The sequence below is a fragment of the Stutzerimonas chloritidismutans genome (assembly GCF_051486945.1).
In the GTDB taxonomy this organism is placed as follows: Bacteria; Pseudomonadota; Gammaproteobacteria; order Pseudomonadales; family Pseudomonadaceae; genus Stutzerimonas; species Stutzerimonas chloritidismutans_B.
The window spans coordinates 248,083-263,972 of record NZ_JAHVDX010000002.1 but is presented as its reverse complement, the minus strand read 5'-3'; the positions used below and the strand labels follow the sequence as shown (position 1 = coordinate 263,972).

General features: G+C 60.3%; 18 protein-coding genes. 9 read left to right on the top strand and 9 right to left on the bottom strand.

All coding sequences use genetic code 11. The features are described 5' to 3' along the window. Window position 1: 1 nt before the first annotated feature. From KXR72_RS08270 to arsC, 3 genes are read right to left on the bottom strand one after another with little or no spacing between them, the layout of a single operon-like run. Entirely contained in the window at window positions 2-412 is a 411-nt protein-coding gene (locus KXR72_RS08270; protein WP_437420628.1) for a DUF2069 domain-containing protein, read from the bottom strand. Then, on the bottom strand, window positions 405-1,010 hold the full coding sequence (wrbA, locus tag KXR72_RS08265) for an NAD(P)H:quinone oxidoreductase (RefSeq protein WP_437420627.1): 606 nt from the start codon (window positions 1,008-1,010) through the stop codon (window positions 405-407). The genes KXR72_RS08270 and wrbA overlap by 8 nt, the downstream gene beginning before the upstream one ends. Continuing rightward, a complete protein-coding gene (gene arsC, locus KXR72_RS08260) occupies window positions 1,007-1,360 on the bottom strand; it encodes an arsenate reductase (glutaredoxin) (RefSeq protein WP_437420626.1) in 354 nt (117 codons plus the stop codon). Before arsC ends, wrbA begins: the two co-directional genes overlap by 4 nt. A gap of 151 nt (window positions 1,361-1,511) precedes the next feature. On the opposite strand from arsC, the gene KXR72_RS08255 reads away from it, so the two are divergent. After that, window positions 1,512-2,732, top strand: a complete 1,221-nt coding sequence (locus KXR72_RS08255; RefSeq protein ID WP_437420625.1) for a virulence factor BrkB family protein — start codon at window positions 1,512-1,514, stop codon at window positions 2,730-2,732. A 27-nt stretch (window positions 2,733-2,759) separates the two neighbouring features. Beyond that, a complete protein-coding gene (locus KXR72_RS08250) occupies window positions 2,760-3,206 on the top strand; it encodes a TlpA family protein disulfide reductase (protein ID WP_437420624.1) in 447 nt (148 codons plus the stop codon). A gap of 100 nt (window positions 3,207-3,306) precedes the next feature. On the opposite strand, the gene KXR72_RS08245 is transcribed toward KXR72_RS08250, so the two are convergent. The 4 genes from KXR72_RS08245 to KXR72_RS08230 all read right to left on the bottom strand — a co-directional run bounded on the left by KXR72_RS08245 (window position 3,307) and on the right by KXR72_RS08230 (window position 7,998). After that, on the bottom strand, window positions 3,307-3,879 hold the full coding sequence (locus KXR72_RS08245) for a lytic transglycosylase domain-containing protein (protein WP_437420623.1): 573 nt from the start codon (window positions 3,877-3,879) through the stop codon (window positions 3,307-3,309). Window positions 3,880-3,883: 4 nt separating this feature from the next. Then, on the bottom strand, window positions 3,884-4,837 hold the full coding sequence (locus KXR72_RS08240; RefSeq protein ID WP_437420622.1) for a hypothetical protein: 954 nt from the start codon (window positions 4,835-4,837) through the stop codon (window positions 3,884-3,886). Between the two features lie 8 nt (window positions 4,838-4,845). Next, window positions 4,846-6,561 (bottom strand): proline--tRNA ligase, encoded by a 1,716-nt coding sequence (locus tag KXR72_RS08235; RefSeq protein WP_437420621.1) that lies wholly within the window; start codon window positions 6,559-6,561, stop codon window positions 4,846-4,848. A gap of 156 nt (window positions 6,562-6,717) precedes the next feature. Further along, window positions 6,718-7,998, bottom strand: coding sequence for an OprD family porin (locus KXR72_RS08230; protein WP_437420620.1), 1,281 nt, complete (start codon window positions 7,996-7,998; stop codon window positions 6,718-6,720). Window positions 7,999-8,453: 455 nt separating this feature from the next. Between KXR72_RS08230 and KXR72_RS08225 the strand changes: the two genes are divergently transcribed. Both KXR72_RS08225 and KXR72_RS08220 read left to right on the top strand, forming a co-directional pair. Then, window positions 8,454-8,876 carry an HIT family protein gene (locus tag KXR72_RS08225; RefSeq protein ID WP_437420619.1) on the top strand — a complete coding sequence of 141 codons (423 nt, stop codon included), beginning with the start codon at window positions 8,454-8,456 and terminating at the stop codon, window positions 8,874-8,876. Window positions 8,877-8,879: 3 nt separating this feature from the next. After that, entirely contained in the window at window positions 8,880-9,086 is a 207-nt protein-coding gene (locus tag KXR72_RS08220; RefSeq protein ID WP_437420618.1) for a SlyX family protein, read from the top strand. Window positions 9,087-9,110: 24 nt separating this feature from the next. On the opposite strand, the gene KXR72_RS08215 is transcribed toward KXR72_RS08220, so the two are convergent. Both KXR72_RS08215 and KXR72_RS08210 read right to left on the bottom strand, forming a co-directional pair. After that, a complete protein-coding gene (locus KXR72_RS08215; protein ID WP_437420617.1) occupies window positions 9,111-9,734 on the bottom strand; it encodes a cold shock domain-containing protein membrane protein in 624 nt (207 codons plus the stop codon). A gap of 233 nt (window positions 9,735-9,967) precedes the next feature. Next, the gene (locus KXR72_RS08210; RefSeq protein WP_437420616.1) at window positions 9,968-10,438 is read right to left on the bottom strand and encodes a Dps family protein; all 471 of its coding nucleotides are present in this window, start codon (window positions 10,436-10,438) and stop codon (window positions 9,968-9,970) included. A 333-nt stretch (window positions 10,439-10,771) separates the two neighbouring features. On the opposite strand from KXR72_RS08210, the gene aspS reads away from it, so the two are divergent. The 5 genes from aspS to ruvB all read left to right on the top strand — a co-directional run bounded on the left by aspS (window position 10,772) and on the right by ruvB (window position 15,853). Further along, on the top strand, window positions 10,772-12,547 hold the full coding sequence (aspS, locus tag KXR72_RS08205; RefSeq protein ID WP_437420615.1) for an aspartate--tRNA ligase: 1,776 nt from the start codon (window positions 10,772-10,774) through the stop codon (window positions 12,545-12,547). 76 nt (window positions 12,548-12,623) lie between these two features. Beyond that, window positions 12,624-13,370 carry a YebC/PmpR family DNA-binding transcriptional regulator gene (locus KXR72_RS08200; RefSeq protein ID WP_437420614.1) on the top strand — a complete coding sequence of 249 codons (747 nt, stop codon included), beginning with the start codon at window positions 12,624-12,626 and terminating at the stop codon, window positions 13,368-13,370. Window positions 13,371-13,517: 147 nt separating this feature from the next. Further along, a complete protein-coding gene (gene ruvC, locus KXR72_RS08195; RefSeq protein ID WP_437420613.1) occupies window positions 13,518-14,042 on the top strand; it encodes a crossover junction endodeoxyribonuclease RuvC in 525 nt (174 codons plus the stop codon). A gap of 77 nt (window positions 14,043-14,119) precedes the next feature. Then, a complete protein-coding gene (ruvA, locus tag KXR72_RS08190) occupies window positions 14,120-14,725 on the top strand; it encodes a Holliday junction branch migration protein RuvA (RefSeq protein ID WP_437421323.1) in 606 nt (201 codons plus the stop codon). Between the two features lie 75 nt (window positions 14,726-14,800). Beyond that, a complete protein-coding gene (gene ruvB, locus KXR72_RS08185; RefSeq protein WP_437420612.1) occupies window positions 14,801-15,853 on the top strand; it encodes a Holliday junction branch migration DNA helicase RuvB in 1,053 nt (350 codons plus the stop codon). Window positions 15,854-15,890 lie beyond the last annotated feature (37 nt).

The following is a 15,890-nucleotide window of genomic DNA, read 5'->3' as shown; positions in this document are numbered from 1 at the left end:
ATCAGTTTTCGCCGGCCCGCTTGCGTTCGTACTGGTAGGCCCAGCGGGTATAAAGCAAGGCGCTGATGAACAGTGCCAGGCTGACCAATGCTTCCAGCCAGCCATAGATCATCCGGCCTGGATCGATGGCCGCCAGTACACCCTGGATGAAGTAAAGATTGACGATGAAGCAGGTCCAGGCGTGCGCGCGCGGGCTGCCCGTGAGCATGCCCGGTGCGACCAGCAACAAGGGGATCAGCTGAATACCCACCACGACCCACGTGCGTGCGCCGTGCAAATCGGCGAAGGCCAGGTTCCAGACCAGCAGAAGCAACGCCAGGCCGATGAAGCTGGCCAGCGCACAGGCACGGCTGAAGCGGACCCGAGGTTCAAGCCAATCCAGTGAAGGCAGGGGTTTTGGCGTTCTAGCCACGGCCTTTCTCCAAACTTGTTGCGGTTCGTGCGAGGCGCGCGCCAAGGGCACGGCATAGTGCGATTTCATGCTCATCCAACGAGCGCTTGCCATCGGCGCCGGCATGGTGGCTGGCGCCATATGGCGTGCCGCCGCCGCGGGTCTCCAATAAAGCGTTCTCGCTGTACGGCAGGCCGAGCACCAGCATGCCGTGGTGAAGCAGCGGCAACAGCATGGTCAACAAGGTCGTCTCCTGGCCGCCATGCAGGCTGGAGGTGGAGGTGAATACGCCGGCGGGCTTGCCAACCAGCTCGCCGGTGAGCCAGAGGCCGCTCGTGCCGTCGAGGAAATACTTCATCGGCGCTGCCATGTTGCCGAACCGGGTCGGACTACCGAGGGCCAGCGCGGCGCAGTGCTTGAGATCTTCTGGGGTGGCATAGATGGCGCCATCCGCTGGGATGGTTGGCGAGACCGCTTCGCACTCGGTGGAGACAGACGGCACTGTACGCACCCGAGCTTCCAGGCCGGCTTGCTCGACACCGCGGGCGATCTGTCGCGCCATTTCAGCGGTAGCGCCATGCCGGCTGTAATACAGCACCAGAACATAGGGCGCGGTCATGGCAGCAACTCCAGGACGTTCTCCGGCGGCCGGCCAATGACTGCCCGATCACCTGCGACAAGGATGGGGCGCTCGATCAGGCGAGGGTGCGCCGCCATGGCAGCGATTAACGCTTGGTCGTCGAGGTTCGGGTCGTCCAGACCGAGGCTTCGGTATTCCTCCTCGCCGGTGCGCAACAACTCCCTGGCGCTGAGGCCAAGCAGGGCGAGAAGGTTCGTCAGCTGCGCGGCGTCTGGTGGTGTATCCAAATAGCGAACAATGGTGGGCTGGTGGCCGCGCGCCTCGAGCAACTCCAGCGCGCTGCGCGATTTCGAGCAACGCGGGTTGTGATAAAGCGTGAGATTGGTCATTCAGGGTTGCTTCCCGGCAAGTAAGTTGGCCATTCTAACCCTCAATCCCGTTTGGCCTGAAACGCCGCTCCGCCGCGTTGCGGGCGCCTTGATCCGCCAGCGTCCATTGGCTTGCGTACCGGAACGAAGTGGTTTGTCTCGAGGAGAAGGAATGCACCATCGGCTCCATGACATGATCGACTTCGTCCGTTTCCTGGTGAAACGATTCCTGGCTGACCGCGGTCCCCACAGCGCGGCGGCGTTGACCTACACCACGCTGTTCGCCGTTGTGCCGATGATGACGGTGACCTTCGCCATGCTGGCCGCGATTCCCGCATTCCAGGGGGTTGGCGAGCAGATCCAGGGCTATGTGTTCAACAACTTCATCCCCTCGACCGGCGCAACGATCCAGGAATATCTGGTGGCGTTCACAGACCAGGCGCGGCAATTGACCTGGTTTGGTGTCGGCTTTCTGATGGCGACGGCATTGATGATGCTGCTGACCATCGAAAAAGCATTCAACGTGATCTGGCGCGTCCGACAGCCGCGGCGGGGCATGTCCAGCTTTCTGCTGTATTGGGCAATCCTCAGTCTCGGCCCCCTGTTGCTTGGCGCCGGTTTCGCGATGAGCACCTACATCACCTCGCTGTCGCTCATTTCAGGGCCGCACGCCCTGATCGGCGCGGGCACGGTGCTCAAGGTGATGCCGCTGGTATTCAGCGTCGCGGCCTTCACGCTGATCTATGCCGCCGTTCCCAACACCCGCGTTCCGCTCAGGCACGCGGCGATCGGGGGGCTGTTCACCGCGGTCCTGTTCGAAGCGGCCAAACAGGCGTTCGGCCTGTATGTCAGCTATTTTCCGAGCTATCAGCTGATCTACGGCGCTTTCGCCGCCGTGCCGTTATTTTTGCTGTGGGTCTATCTGTCCTGGATGATCGTGCTGTTTGGTGCGGAGTTGGTTTGCGGTCTGTCATCGTCCCAGCAGTGGCGGCGGCGCGCGCTACCCAGATTGATCGTCATGCTCGGGCTGTTGCGGGTGCTTTACGAAGGACATCAGGCGGGGCGGGAGGTGCGCCTGCGCGATGCCCATCGCAAGGGCTGGCAACTGCCCGAGGATGAGTGGGATGAGATTTTCGAGTTCTTCGAACGCGAGCGGCTCGTCTGTCGAACCGGTACGTCCGCCTGGGTGCTGTGCCGCGACCTCAATAGCTACAGTTTCGATCAGCTGCTGCGCAACAGCCCCTGGCCGCTCTCGGCTACCCGGAATTTGCCCGAGCGGCTCGACGAGCCCTGGTATCCGCCACTGCGCCAAGCGCTCGAGTTGCTGCGCCAGGAGCAGGCCAATCTCTTCGGCGGCAGCATCGCTGATTGGCTGCAGGCGGAGCGAACCTGACCTTTCGATGACCGAAGGAATGTGATGATGTGGAAATGGCTTGGCCTGCTGGCCTGTGTGCTATTGGCTGGATGCAGCGAGAGTTGGGGCCCGGATTCGCATGGCAAAGAGATCACCGGGCGGGAACTGGAAGGGCAGTGGGTATTGATCAATTACTGGGCCGAGTGGTGTGGGCCCTGTCGTACGGAGGTACCTGAGCTCAATGCCATCGACGAGGCGAATGGCGAGGTGACCGTGCTGGGCGTCAATTTCGACGAACTGCAAGGGCAGGACCTCGTTGAGGCGGCCCAGGCTCTCGGCATTCGCTTCAGGGTGCTCGGTACCGATCCGGCCGAGCGACTTGAACTCAGCCGCGCCGCGGTGCTCCCGGTAACGGTCATCGTCGATCCTGATGGCCGGGTGCGTGAAAGCCTGGTCGGAGAGCAGACAAAGGAAGGGTTGCTTGCGCGCATCGACAGCTTGCGTAAGCGTTAGCGGCAACGTCGCTGGACCGTCTGACAGGGGGGAAGGGCTGGCCCGCGGACGCTGGGCTGCCGAACCGTTGCATCGTTGGGCTGACAGGCTGTGGCGATTCCTAGGGCCGTACGTACCAGAAGTCCTGCCAGAAACCCAGCACCTTGGCTGGGTAATGCGGCTTACCCAAGCTGCCGTTGTACCGCGCGAGGGCGCGCTGGATGTTTCCGTTTTCTTTTTTTAGGTAATAGCTGAGGATCGTGCAGCCGTAGCGCAGATTGGTTGCGTTGTCCGTCAGGTTATCTTGCGGCCGGCCCAGTTCGGCCTTCCAGAAGGGCATCACCTGCATCATCCCCTGAGCGCCCACGCTGGAAATGGCGAAGCGGTCGAAATGACTCTCGGCATGTATCAATGCCAAGACCCACTCCGGCTTGAGCCCCGCCTTGCTGGCTTCCTGATGCACCAGGCGAAGCAGCGTGAGTCGTTCTTCCGGGTTGGGCACGTAACGCTTGAGGCGGGTGGACATGTCGAGCAACCAGACCTCCGCGTCGAAGCGGTCCTGGAAGCTGCCGGCTTCGGCCACGGTGCGCTGCATCAGGTCGCGAAGCTCGGGTTCGGGCGCCTGGCGAACCGAGGCAGCCACAGGCAACGCGAGCGCAAGGCACAGCATTAATAACCCGTGCAGCGGCTTCATGAGCTCAGCCGTCTTCGCCTGGATCGGTGACCTGGCGACCGGCGTCCTGCATCAGGGTTCGCAGAAACTCCTGCTGTAGGTCTGGATCGTTACGAGTGAGCTCGATCAGGCTCTGCTCCAGTTCACTGGCTTCCTCTTCAAGGCCCAGCTCCGAGAGCCGCTTGACGCGATGCACCCACTGGTCGACGTCATCGCCCTCGAGATCGTTGAAGATGAGGTCGTGCGCTTCCAGCAGCTTGCCCCGCAGGTTGCGGCTGACCAGTAATACCGCATCGGCCTGAGTACCGTCCTCTGGATCGCGCACCTGCAGCAGTAGTCGTCCGACCTGGCTGATGTCCTGATCAGGGAAGGGCCCATCGAGCAAATTCAGCCGAAGCACGCCATTGCGATCGGTGCTGAGTTCGTGCGTTTCGTTACCGGCGGTCACCCTGACCGGGCGCTCGGCCCATGGCAGGCTCGTGTATTCCAGCCGGGCATCACGCCGCTGCTCATCAAGGTGAGCTAGGTTCTGCTGCGAGCGGCCGTTCGATTCGGTGTTCAGAAAAGGGTTGAGACCGGCGAATCCGTAACTGATCCAGTCACGCGTGGCGCTTTCTGGAAGGTTACCGAGCAGCACCACGTTGAGCACATTGGCGCCTATACCCGCTACAACAGCGACAGCGCCAAGTGGGATTTCATACAGCTCGCGCCAGGGTTGGTACGGGGTGTAGCGATCATAGCGGCGCGTGACTTCGAAGTCGGTGACCTCGAATGTCTTCTGGTCGAAGATACGCACCCGGCGTTGTGGCAGCTCCAGAACGGGTTCGCCGACCTCGATGCGCAAGCTGTGATCGAGGAGCTTGCGCTCGGTGCGGGCTTCGTTCTCGCTGCGTTGCGGCAGGTGATTGGCGCAGCCAGTGAGCAGAAGCGCCACGCAGAGCGTGGCGAAAGTTGAAGCAGAGACACTTCGGTTGAGCATGATTTCCGTCAGCGTTTGATACGCGAATTGATGAACTCGAGGATGTCGGCGGCCGGAATGGCTTGGGGCTCCGCATCGCGGCGGTGCTTGTACTCCAGCGTGCCCTCGGCAAGTCCGCGATCGCCGATCACGATGCGATGCGGAATGCCGACCAGTTCCATGTCGGCGAATTTGACGCCTGGACTGGTCTTCTTGTCACGGTCGTCCAGCAGAACCTCGAATCCAGCCCCACACAGTTGCTCGTAAAGCGCATCGGTCGCCTGGCGAACGGTCTCGTTCTCGTACTTCATCGGCACGAGTGCAATCTGGAAGGGCGCCAAGGCGTCTGGCCAGAGAATGCCTCTGTCGTCATAGTTCTGCTCGATGGCTGCGGCCACTACTCGCGAAACGCCGATGCCATAGCAACCCATGACCAGGGTGACCGGCTTGCCGTTCTCGCCCATGACGCTGCAGTTCATCGCCTGGCTGTACTTGGTACCGAGCTGGAAAATATGACCCACCTCGATGCCGCGCTTGATCACGAGCGTGCCCTGGCCGTCCGGGCTCGGGTCGCCGGCGACCACGTTGCGCAGGTCGGCTACCTCTGGCAGCGGAAGGTCGCGTTCCCAGTTGATGCCGAAATAGTGCTTGCCCTCGTCATTAGCACCAGCGGCGAAGTCGCTCATGAGCGCTACCGAGCGGTCGATGACGCAGGGAATTGGCAGGTTCAGCGGACCGAGAGAACCCGGGCCGGCTCCTATGGCTGCTCGGATTTCCTCTTCCGAGGCGAAAACCAGCGGGCTCTCGACCTGCGCCAGGTTAGCTGCCTTGATTTCGTTCAGTTCATGATCGCCGCGTACCACGAGGGCGACCAACTGGCCTTCCTCTACACCGCGGACCACCAGTGTCTTGACGGTCTTCTCGACAGGCAGCTCGAACTGCTCGACCAGCGCGGCAATCGTTTTGCAATCTGGCGTGTCGACCAGACGCAGCTCTTCAGTGGCGGCGCCACGCTCGGTCTCACGCGGGATGGCTTCGGCTTTCTCGATATTGGCGGCGTAGTCGGAGCTGTCGCTAAACGCTATGTCGTCTTCGCCGGATTCGGCCAGTACGTGAAATTCATGCGAGCCGGTCCCGCCGATGGATCCGGTATCGGCCTGGACGGGACGATAGTCGAGGCCCAGGCGCGTGAAAATGTTGCAGTAGGCCTGATGCATGCGGTCGTAGGTCTGCTGCAGCGAGTCCTGATCCAGATGGAAGGAATAGGCGTCTTTCATCAGGAATTCGCGCCCGCGCATCAGGCCGAAGCGGGGGCGAATCTCGTCCCGGAACTTGGTCTGGATTTGATAGAAGTTGATCGGCAACTGCTTGTAACTGTTGAGCTCGTTGCGGGCGAGGTCGGTGATGACTTCTTCATGGGTCGGGCCGACGCAAAACTCGCGGTCGTGGCGGTCCTTCAGGCGAAGCAGTTCAGGCCCGTACTGTTCCCAGCGGCCCGATTCCTGCCATAGCTCGGCAGGCTGCACTGCCGGCATCAGCACTTCGAGCGCGCCGGCCTTGTTCATTTCGTCGCGCACGATTGCTTCCGCCTTGCGCAGCGCACGCAGCCCCATCGGCATCCAAGTGTAGAGTCCCGAGGCGAGCTTGCGGATCATGCCGGCACGCAGCATCAGTTGATGGCTGATCACCACCGCATCGGACGGTGTTTCTTTGAGGGTCGAGAGCAGGAACTGACTGGTGCGCATGTGGCCGTTGTGTCCTTGCAAAGCTGGGAATTTGGCCCGGCATTGTACGGTGGCGACAGGGTCGCGTACAGAATCGTCCCGTCGCGGCGGATGAAACGAAGAAGCCCGGCGGGTGCCGGGCTTCGGGTGTTGCATGAGTAACGATGCGGAGCGGTGTTACAGGATGCTCAGCGGATACTCGACGATCAGGCGGGTGTCGCTCAGGTCATTATCCAGACCATTGGTGGCGTTATAGAACGCCTGGCGAACGCGCAGGGATAGATCCTTGGCAGGACCTTCCTGGAACACATACTTAGCTTCCATATCCCATTCGCGCTCTTCAGCGTCCGAGTTGCCAGCGCCCATGTTGATGTTGCTACCGCTCACGTAGCGAGTCATGAAGCTGAGGCCCGATACACCGTAGGCTGCCATGTCGAGGTCATAGCGGACCTGCCAGGACTGCTCGTCTTCGTAGTAGAAGTCGGAGTACTGAACGGAGTTGCCCAGCCATACCGTGCCGCCACCGTCGATGCCGTAGATATAGCCGTTGGTGTTAAAGCCGCCGTGAGACTTCTGATACGCAACCGTGAAGCCATGGGCTCCAAGCGAGTAGGTGGTTGCCAAGCTCCAGATGGTGTTGTCTTCATCACTGCCAGTGCCAGTGATTTCGGAGTCGTATTCACTCTTGTAGATGTTGAAGTCGAACGCCAACGATTGGTCGTCAGCAAGCGCCATGTTGTAGTTGGCGTTGCCGTAGATCTTTTCGAACGCGTCCTTCACGTCGGAATAGTAAAGCGACGTGCTGAAGTTATCGGTAAAGGAATAAGTGCCACCAACGAAATTGATCTCGTCGAGCCCTTCGGAGTCATGATCGGATTGTGCTTTGCCGCTCAACGAGGTGAAGCGACCTGCGTTCAGTTCAAGACCTTCGATTTCGCTGCTGGTCAGCAACGCGCCCCGTGCGGTTTCTGGCAGCAGGCGAGCATCGTCTGTCGAGAACACCGGAAGAGCGACGAACTGAGTGCCGTATTTCAATACGGTGTCGGAAAGGCGGAATTTGACCGCAGCGCCTGCATGTGAATAGTCGTCCTGGGGCCGACCCTCGCTGTCGCGCGGGAAGACATCAGGCCAGGCGCGATCGGTGCCGCTATCAAGCTTGACGCCGAGCAGGCCGATGGCATCGATACCGACGCCGATGGTGCCCTGAGTGAAGCCGGACTCGAAGGTGCCGATGAAGCCGTGGCCCCAGGCTTCGCGGTAGCTCTGACCGTTTTCGGTCTCATCGCCACCGGCGCCGTAGTCACGGAAGTCACGGTTCATATACAGGTTACGGTTCAGGATGGTCAGGCTGCTGCCTTCGACGAAGCCTTCCGATTCGGATTGGCTGGACGCCAGGGCCATTTGCGACGTGCCGGCCGCAACGGCCATGGCGATAACACTCCACTTCATCACTTTCATGCGTGATTGCTCCTTTGGTTTCAAATTGGTGCTTGCTTTCCTGCGTGCGCCGGAAAGAGGCATCTTATTGGTCGTATCACAAGCTCAATTCAATCCATGTCTGCCTAGCTGGTCGTAAACCTGCAGCAAGCCTAGGAATGTATTTCCGAGAATTACTGTGTAGCTGGGTAAACTTGCGACGGCAAGCTTAACGCAGTCTTTAAGGATTTTCTCCCCCCTGAAATCGTGCCCTGTAGGAGGGATAGCAATAACCGTGCACAAACGCTCAAAGACGTCTCATCACCGTTTCGCTGCGCTAGCGTGACAGCCTGTCGCGCCAATACCGGGCCGAAAGCGATTCGCTACGCCCTGTTCCGGTGCATGTCTTCGGGCTGTAAGGCGGAGGGCTGCAACGCTATCCTTCGGCTAGTTGCACATCTTCGATATGCATCACTCGATAGAGGAACGGACGCGTTATGTTTGAACTGGACTCTCGTCTGGAAAACGATACGGTGACGATCGGGGACTATCCCCTGTGTCGTCTTTTATTGATGAATGACTCGAACTATCCATGGTTCATCCTGGTGCCGCGTCGCGGCGAAGTCAGCGAGTTGTTCCAGCTGGATGTTGCGGACCAGGAACAGCTATGGCGCGAGGCAACCTCGTTTGCCGAAATCGTCAAGGACACCTTTCGCGCGGACAAGATGAATGTCGCGACGCTGGGTAATGTCGTCAACCAGCTGCATCTGCATGTCATCGCTCGGCGGCGGGACGACCTGGCCTGGCCGGCTCCGGTCTGGGGGCGCCAACCTGCGCAGCCCTATGCGGCCGACCAGGTCGCGGGGATCAGGCGCAAGCTCGAGCTGGTCTTGACTGGTGAATTTAGGTTCGTGGAGTAGACGATGGATACCGATCAACGTATCGCTGATCTGGAAACACGGCTCGCCTTCCAGGACGACACTATCCAGGCGTTGAATGACGTGCTGGTTGGACAGCAGAAGGTGATCGAGCGTCTGCAGGCTCAATTCGAGCTGCTTGCCCGACGGCAGGCGGAACTGCAAAGCAGTCTCGGTGGGGAACCGGACGAGGCACCGCCGCCGCACTATTGAACGAGTGCGGGCGGCGGCGAGCGTTCAGGCCGTGGCGACCACGTCTTCGGCTTGTAGGCCCTTGTCGCGCATCATGATGGTGAATTCGACTCGCTGACCTTCGATCAGGACGCGGTGGCCCTCGCCGCGGATGGCGCGAAAGTGGACGAATACATCGTCACCGCTGTCGCGCGAGATGAACCCGAATCCCTTGGATGTGTTGAACCATTTGACCGTCCCGGTCTCGCGCCCGGTTGCCGGCGCGCTGGCCCGAGCGCGAGGCTTGTTAGGTGCCGAGGCGGTTGCCGGGCGAGCTGTCGGCTCGTTTCGGGATTGGGTGGTGGCGAGGTTCAGCAGGACGGCCACCAGCGAGAGCACAACGCTAGCCAGGGTGGCCGGTTGGCCTGCAATCAGGCCTATCGGGGCAAGCAGCACGAGCGTCTGGATGCCGGCGGCGACGATCAATAACGCGGATGCGGCAAGTGAGATGGGGTGAGATCGACGATTCGTCGGGTGAGTAGAGGCAGCGAATTGGGCATTGAGCAGGCCGATGAACAGCAGCGACAGGGCATCGGTAAAGGTCAAGGGCGACGGACCGCCCATCAGGCTCGGGGCAAACGAGAGCAGAAGCGCGGCGGCGCCAATCAAGACATGGACAACTTTAAGCATTGATGAAAACTCACGGTTAAATAACGAGGAGAAGGCAACCGCTGCGGGCAATGAGTTCGGCAGATGAAAATGACTGCGCGGTAATGGCTGTCCCGATAGCGGCGCGGGCGTATTTAACAGTAAAGAGGGTTGCTGCTCAAACTGCCGAGGCGAGGATGCGAAGTGCGCTCAATGAGTGCCGAGGAAGGGCGGAGCGGGCTATGCCCGGCTCCGCAATGGGCGAGCGGGCGGCGCTACGCGGCGAGCAGGCTGCGAAGCATCCACGCGGTTTTCTCGTGGATCTGCATGCGCTGGGTGAGCAGGTCGGCGGTCGGCTCGTCGCTAACTTTCTCCAGGAGCGGAAAGATCCCACGTGCAGTGCGGACTACGGCCTCCTGGCCTTCGACCAGCAGCTTGATCATCTCATCCGCGGATGGAATGCCTTCCTGTTCTTTGATCGAGGACAGCCGTGCATAGGCCGAGTAAGTGCCAGGCGCAGGGAAGCCGAGTGCGCGAATGCGCTCTGCGATGTCATCGACTGCCGTGGCGAGCTCGGTGTATTGAGTTTCGAACATGGTATGCAGGGTGTTGAACATAGGCCCTGTCACGTTCCAGTGAAAATTATGAGTCTTCAGGTACAGGGTGTATGTGTCGGCCAGCAAGCGGGACAAGCCCTCGGCAATAGCGGCGCGGTCCTGTTCGGTAATACCGATGTCGATTTCCATGGTTATCTCCCGTTGATAAGTTGGCTAACAGTTATGCCAGAAAAATGGCTCAAGTGGTAAGCGGTGCGCTTATGCCGCACCACGTTGGCTTCTTTCGAATCCGCTGAGCGCCCGTGGTTCCCAGGTATGAGGCTATTAGAGTAATACGTCGCGCCTATAGACCCGGCTGCTTTGGCCTGATTATCGGGATATACTCCCGCGCTTGTGTCACGCGGTGTTGCGTTCGCTGGCGTCGGGCTTTTGCCGGTAACCAGGTTCGAATGCAATCTTGACCGCCATATCGCGAACCGCGCGATCCACCGAATTCCAAAGTTACGAGAAGCGAACCTCACCATGATGCGCAGCCACTATTGCGGCCAGTTGAACGAAAGCCTGGACGGCCAGGAAATCACTCTATGCGGCTGGGTTCATCGCCGCCGGGACCACGGCGGGGTGATCTTCCTCGATATTCGCGATCGTGAGGGGCTGGCCCAGGTCGTATTCGACCCGGATCGCGCCGAAACCTTTGCCGCGGCAGACAAGGTGCGTAGCGAATACGTCGTCAAGATCACCGGCAAGGTTCGCCTGCGTCCGGCTGGGGCGGTCAACCCGAACATGGCGTCCGGCGCCATCGAAGTGCTGGGCTACGAGCTCGAAGTGCTGAACGAGGCGGAAACCCCGCCGTTCCCGCTGAATGAATACAGCGACGTCGGCGAGGAAACCCGTCTGCGCTATCGCTTCATCGACTTGCGCCGCCCGGAAATGGCGGAGAAGCTCAAGCTGCGTTCGCGCATCACCACCAGCATCCGTCGCTACCTGGACGAAAATGGCTTCCTCGACGTTGAGACGCCGATTCTTACCCGTGCTACGCCGGAGGGCGCGCGTGACTACCTGGTGCCCAGTCGCACCCATCCCGGCAGCTTCTTCGCGCTGCCCCAGTCACCCCAGCTGTTCAAGCAACTGCTGATGGTTGCCGGCTTTGATCGCTACTACCAGATCGCCAAGTGCTTCCGCGACGAAGATCTGCGCGCCGACCGCCAGCCGGAATTCACCCAGATCGACATCGAGACCAGCTTCCTCAACGAGTCCGACATCATCGGCATCACCGAAGGCATGGTGCGCAAGTTGTTCAAGGAAGTACTGGGCGTCGAGTTCGGTGAGTTCCTGCACATGCCGTTCGAGGAGGCCATGCGTCGCTACGGCTCGGACAAGCCGGACCTGCGCATCCCGCTGGAGTTGGTCGATGTTGCCGACCAACTGCAGGAAGTCGAGTTCAAGGTCTTCGCAGGCCCAGCCAATGATCCCAAGTGCCGCGTTGCTGCGCTGCGGGTGCCGGGTGGGGCGAGCATGCCGCGCAAGCAGATCGACGACTACACCAAGTTCGTCGGCATCTACGGTGCCAAGGGCCTGGCCTACATCAAGGTCAACGAGCGCGCCAAGGGCGTCGAGGGCCTGCAGTCGCCGATCGTCAAGAACATTCCGGAAGACAAGCTGAACGTCATCCTCGATCGCGTCGGTGCGGTTGATGGCGACATCGTCTTCTTCGGCGCCGACAAGGCCAAGATTGTCTCCGAGGCGCTCGGCGCGCTGCGCATCAAGCTGGGCCATGACCTCAACCTCCTCACGTGCGAGTGGGCCCCGATGTGGGTCGTCGACTTCCCGATGTTCGAGGAGAACGATGACGGTTCGCTCAGCGCGCTGCACCATCCGTTCACCGCGCCCAAGTGCACACCCGAAGAGCTTGAGGCCAATCCTGCCGCAGCGCTGTCGCGTGCGTACGACATGGTGCTCAACGGTACCGAGCTGGGCGGTGGTTCCATTCGTATCCACCGCAAGGACATGCAGCAGACCGTCTTCCGCATTCTCGGCATCGACGAAGCGGAGCAGAACGAAAAGTTCGGCTTCCTGCTCGATGCGCTGAAGTTTGGCGCGCCACCGCACGGCGGCCTGGCGTTCGGTCTTGATCGCCTGGTGATGCTGATGACTGGCGCGCAGTCGATCCGCGAAGTCATCGCCTTCCCGAAAACTCAGAGCGCTGCTGACGTCATGACCCAGGCGCCGGGTGCCGTGGACGCTAAGGCACTGCGCGAACTGCACATTCGCCTGCGCGAGCAGCCGAAAGCCGAATGATGATGGCCGGAGCCCAGGGGAACCTGGGCTCTTGGTTTAAGCAGATTGAAAAGTTGATCACAAAGGGAGGCAGTTAATGGCTGGGCATTCCAAATGGGCCAACATCAAGCATCGCAAAGGGCGTCAGGACGCCAAGCGCGGCAAGATTTTCACCAAGCTGATTCGCGAGCTGACCGTCGCCGCTAAGAGCGGGGCGATTCCTGCCGATAATCCGCGTCTGCGCCTGGCCGTGGACAAAGCCTTGGTCGCCAACATGTCGCGCGATGTGATCGATCGCGCCATCGCTCGCGGTGCCGGCAACAACGAAGCCGACAACGTCGTCGAACTGACCTACGAAGGTTATGCGCCAAGTGGTGTTGCGATCATCGTCGAAGCCATGACCGACAACCGCAACCGTACGGCGGCAGAAGTGCGCCATGCTTTCAGCAAACACGGCGGCAACCTGGGCACCGACGGTTCGGTGGCCTACATGTTCGATCGCAAGGGCCAAATCAGCTTCGCCACGGGAGTGGACGAGGATGCACTGATGGAAGCCGCTCTCGAGGCGGGTGCCGACGACGTGGAAATGGGTGAGGATGGCTCGGCGCTGGTGTCCACCAGCTTTACCGATTTTCATGCGGTCAACGAGGCGCTGGGCGCGGCCGGCTTCAAAAGTGATGAAGCGGATATCGCCATGATTCCGTCGATCGCCGCCCCGGTGGCCGATCTGGAGACCGCACAGAAGGTGTTGCGTCTGATCGATGCCTTGGAAGATCTGGATGACGTGCAGAACGTCTACCACAACGCCGAGATTCCAGACGAAATCATGGAACAGCTGGACTGACGACCACTATCGGTTTTCTAGCCGGAAGCCACCTTCGGGTGCTTCCGGCTTTTTGTTATAGGTCGAAAGTGCTCACGCCGGTGGCTGGCCGCGTCAAGGTCATCTCCTTATACTGGCGCCTGGATAAATAGACAGTACGGCGGCGGCATGACGCTCATCCTTGGCATCGATCCTGGCTCGCGCATAACGGGCTATGGCGTGGTGCGTGACAATGGTCGGTCTTGTGAATACGTGGCGTCCGGCTGCATTCGCACCGGTGGTGGTTTGCTCGCCGAGCGCCTTCAGGCGGTGTTCGTGGGCGTTAGTGAAATCATTCGCCTGCATGGCCCCGTCACCATGGGCATTGAGCAAGTCTTCATGGCGCGCAATGCCGACTCTGCACTGAAGCTGGGCCAGGCACGGGGTGCTGCTATCGTCGCTGCGGCGCAACAGGGCCTGCAGATTGCTGAATACACCGCTACCCAGGTCAAGCAGGCGATCGCCGGTACGGGAGGCGCCGACAAGCAGCAGGTGCAGCTGATGGTGATGCATCTGCTGAAACTGACCCAGAAACCACAGATCGATGCGTCCGACGCGCTGGCCATCGCGCTGTGCCACGCCCACCATAGGCAGAGCCTGATTCCGCACGGGCTGGCCAATGCTAAGCGGCGTGCCGGTCGCCTCCGGTTGTAAGTTCGGATTCGCGTGCACGCCGCCATGGCAGTGAATAGACAGGCAGGCATGGCTCTGCCGAATGAGGATGAATGAGTGTGATTGGACGTTTGCGCGGCACCCTGGCGGAAAAACAGCCGCCTCACCTGATACTTGATGTCAACGGCGTCGGCTATGAGCTCGAAGTGCCTATGACGACACTCTACCGATTGCCGGCAGTTGGCGAACCGGTGACCCTGCACACCCATCTGGTTGTCCGTGAGGACGCCCACTTGCTCTATGGTTTTGCAGATAAGCGGGATCGTGAGCTGTTCCGCGAGCTGATTCGGCTCAATGGTGTTGGCCCCAAGCTAGCATTGGCCCTCATGTCTGGCCTGGAAGTAGACGAGCTGGTGCAATGCGTACAAGCGCAGGACACTTCTGTGTTGGTGAAGATACCGGGCGTCGGCAAGAAGACGGCCGAGCGTCTATTGGTCGAACTGAAAGACCGTTTCAAGGCGTGGGAAACCATGCCGTCCATCGCTACGTTGGTGGTGGAACCCCGCGGAAATGTGGCAGTCTCAAGCGCCGAGACCGACGCCGTCAGCGCATTGATTTCCCTTGGCTTCAAGCCGCAAGAGGCGAGCCGTGCCGTAGCCGCCGTACAGGAAGAAGATTTGAGCAGTGAAGATCTGATTCGCCGTGCCCTCAAGGGAATGGTTTAGCGTGGACGTGCTTCACATCGTTTTTGAGCGAACGTCGCAACCTCTGGATGGCGAGACGGTGAGAGGTGTCGCGCCATGATCGAAGCTGATCGTCTCGTGACGGCCGGTGGTCGTGACCGTGAGGAGCAGTTCGATCGGGCCATTCGCCCCGTCAGCCTGGGCGACTATGTTGGGCAACCCGTTGTGCGTGAGCAGATGGACTTGTTCATCAAGGCTGCACGCGGACGCAACGAGGCGCTCGACCATACCTTGATCTTCGGCCCGCCCGGCCTGGGCAAGACCACGCTTGCCAACATCATCGCCCAGGAAATGGGTGTTTCGATAAAGAGTACTTCGGGTCCCGTGCTGGAGCGCCCGGGCGACCTCGCTGCGCTGCTGACCAATCTCGAAGAAGGCGACGTCCTGTTCGTCGACGAGATTCATCGCCTGTCGCCTATTGTTGAAGAAGTGCTTTATCCCGCGATGGAGGACTTTCAGCTCGACATCATGATTGGTGAAGGGCCAGCGGCGCGTTCGATCAAGCTCGATTTGCCAGCTTTCACTCTCGTCGGCGCTACCACCCGCGCTGGGATGCTCACCAATCCGCTGCGCGATCGTTTCGGAATCGTCCAGCGGCTCGAGTTCTACTCGACACAGGACCTGGCCACCATCGTCACTCGGTCGGCCGGTATTCTTGGCCTGGCGATCGAAGCCGAGGGTGCGTTCGAGATTGCTCGGCGGGCACGCGGTACGCCGCGCATCGCCAATCGATTGCTTCGGCGGGTCCGCGATTTTGCCCAGGTACGCAGCGATGGCCAGATTACCCGCGCCACGGCCGATCAGGCACTGAACATGCTTGATGTAGACGAGCGCGGCCTCGACCATCAGGATCGTCGCTTGCTGCTCACGCTCATCGAGAAGTTCGATGGGGGCCCGGTCGGCATCGAAAGCTTGGCCGCGGCGATCAGCGAAGAGCGCCACACCATCGAAGACGTGCTCGAGCCGTACCTGATACAGCAGGGCTATATCATGCGCACGCCGCGCGGGCGGGTGGTGACCCGTCATGCCTATTTGCACTTCGGCTTGAAACTGCCGCGCAGCATGGGTGATTCGCCGGTGCCGGACCTCTTCGATGGCGACACAAGGTGACAAAAATATTGTTCTCCGACCCAATTGGCATTTACAG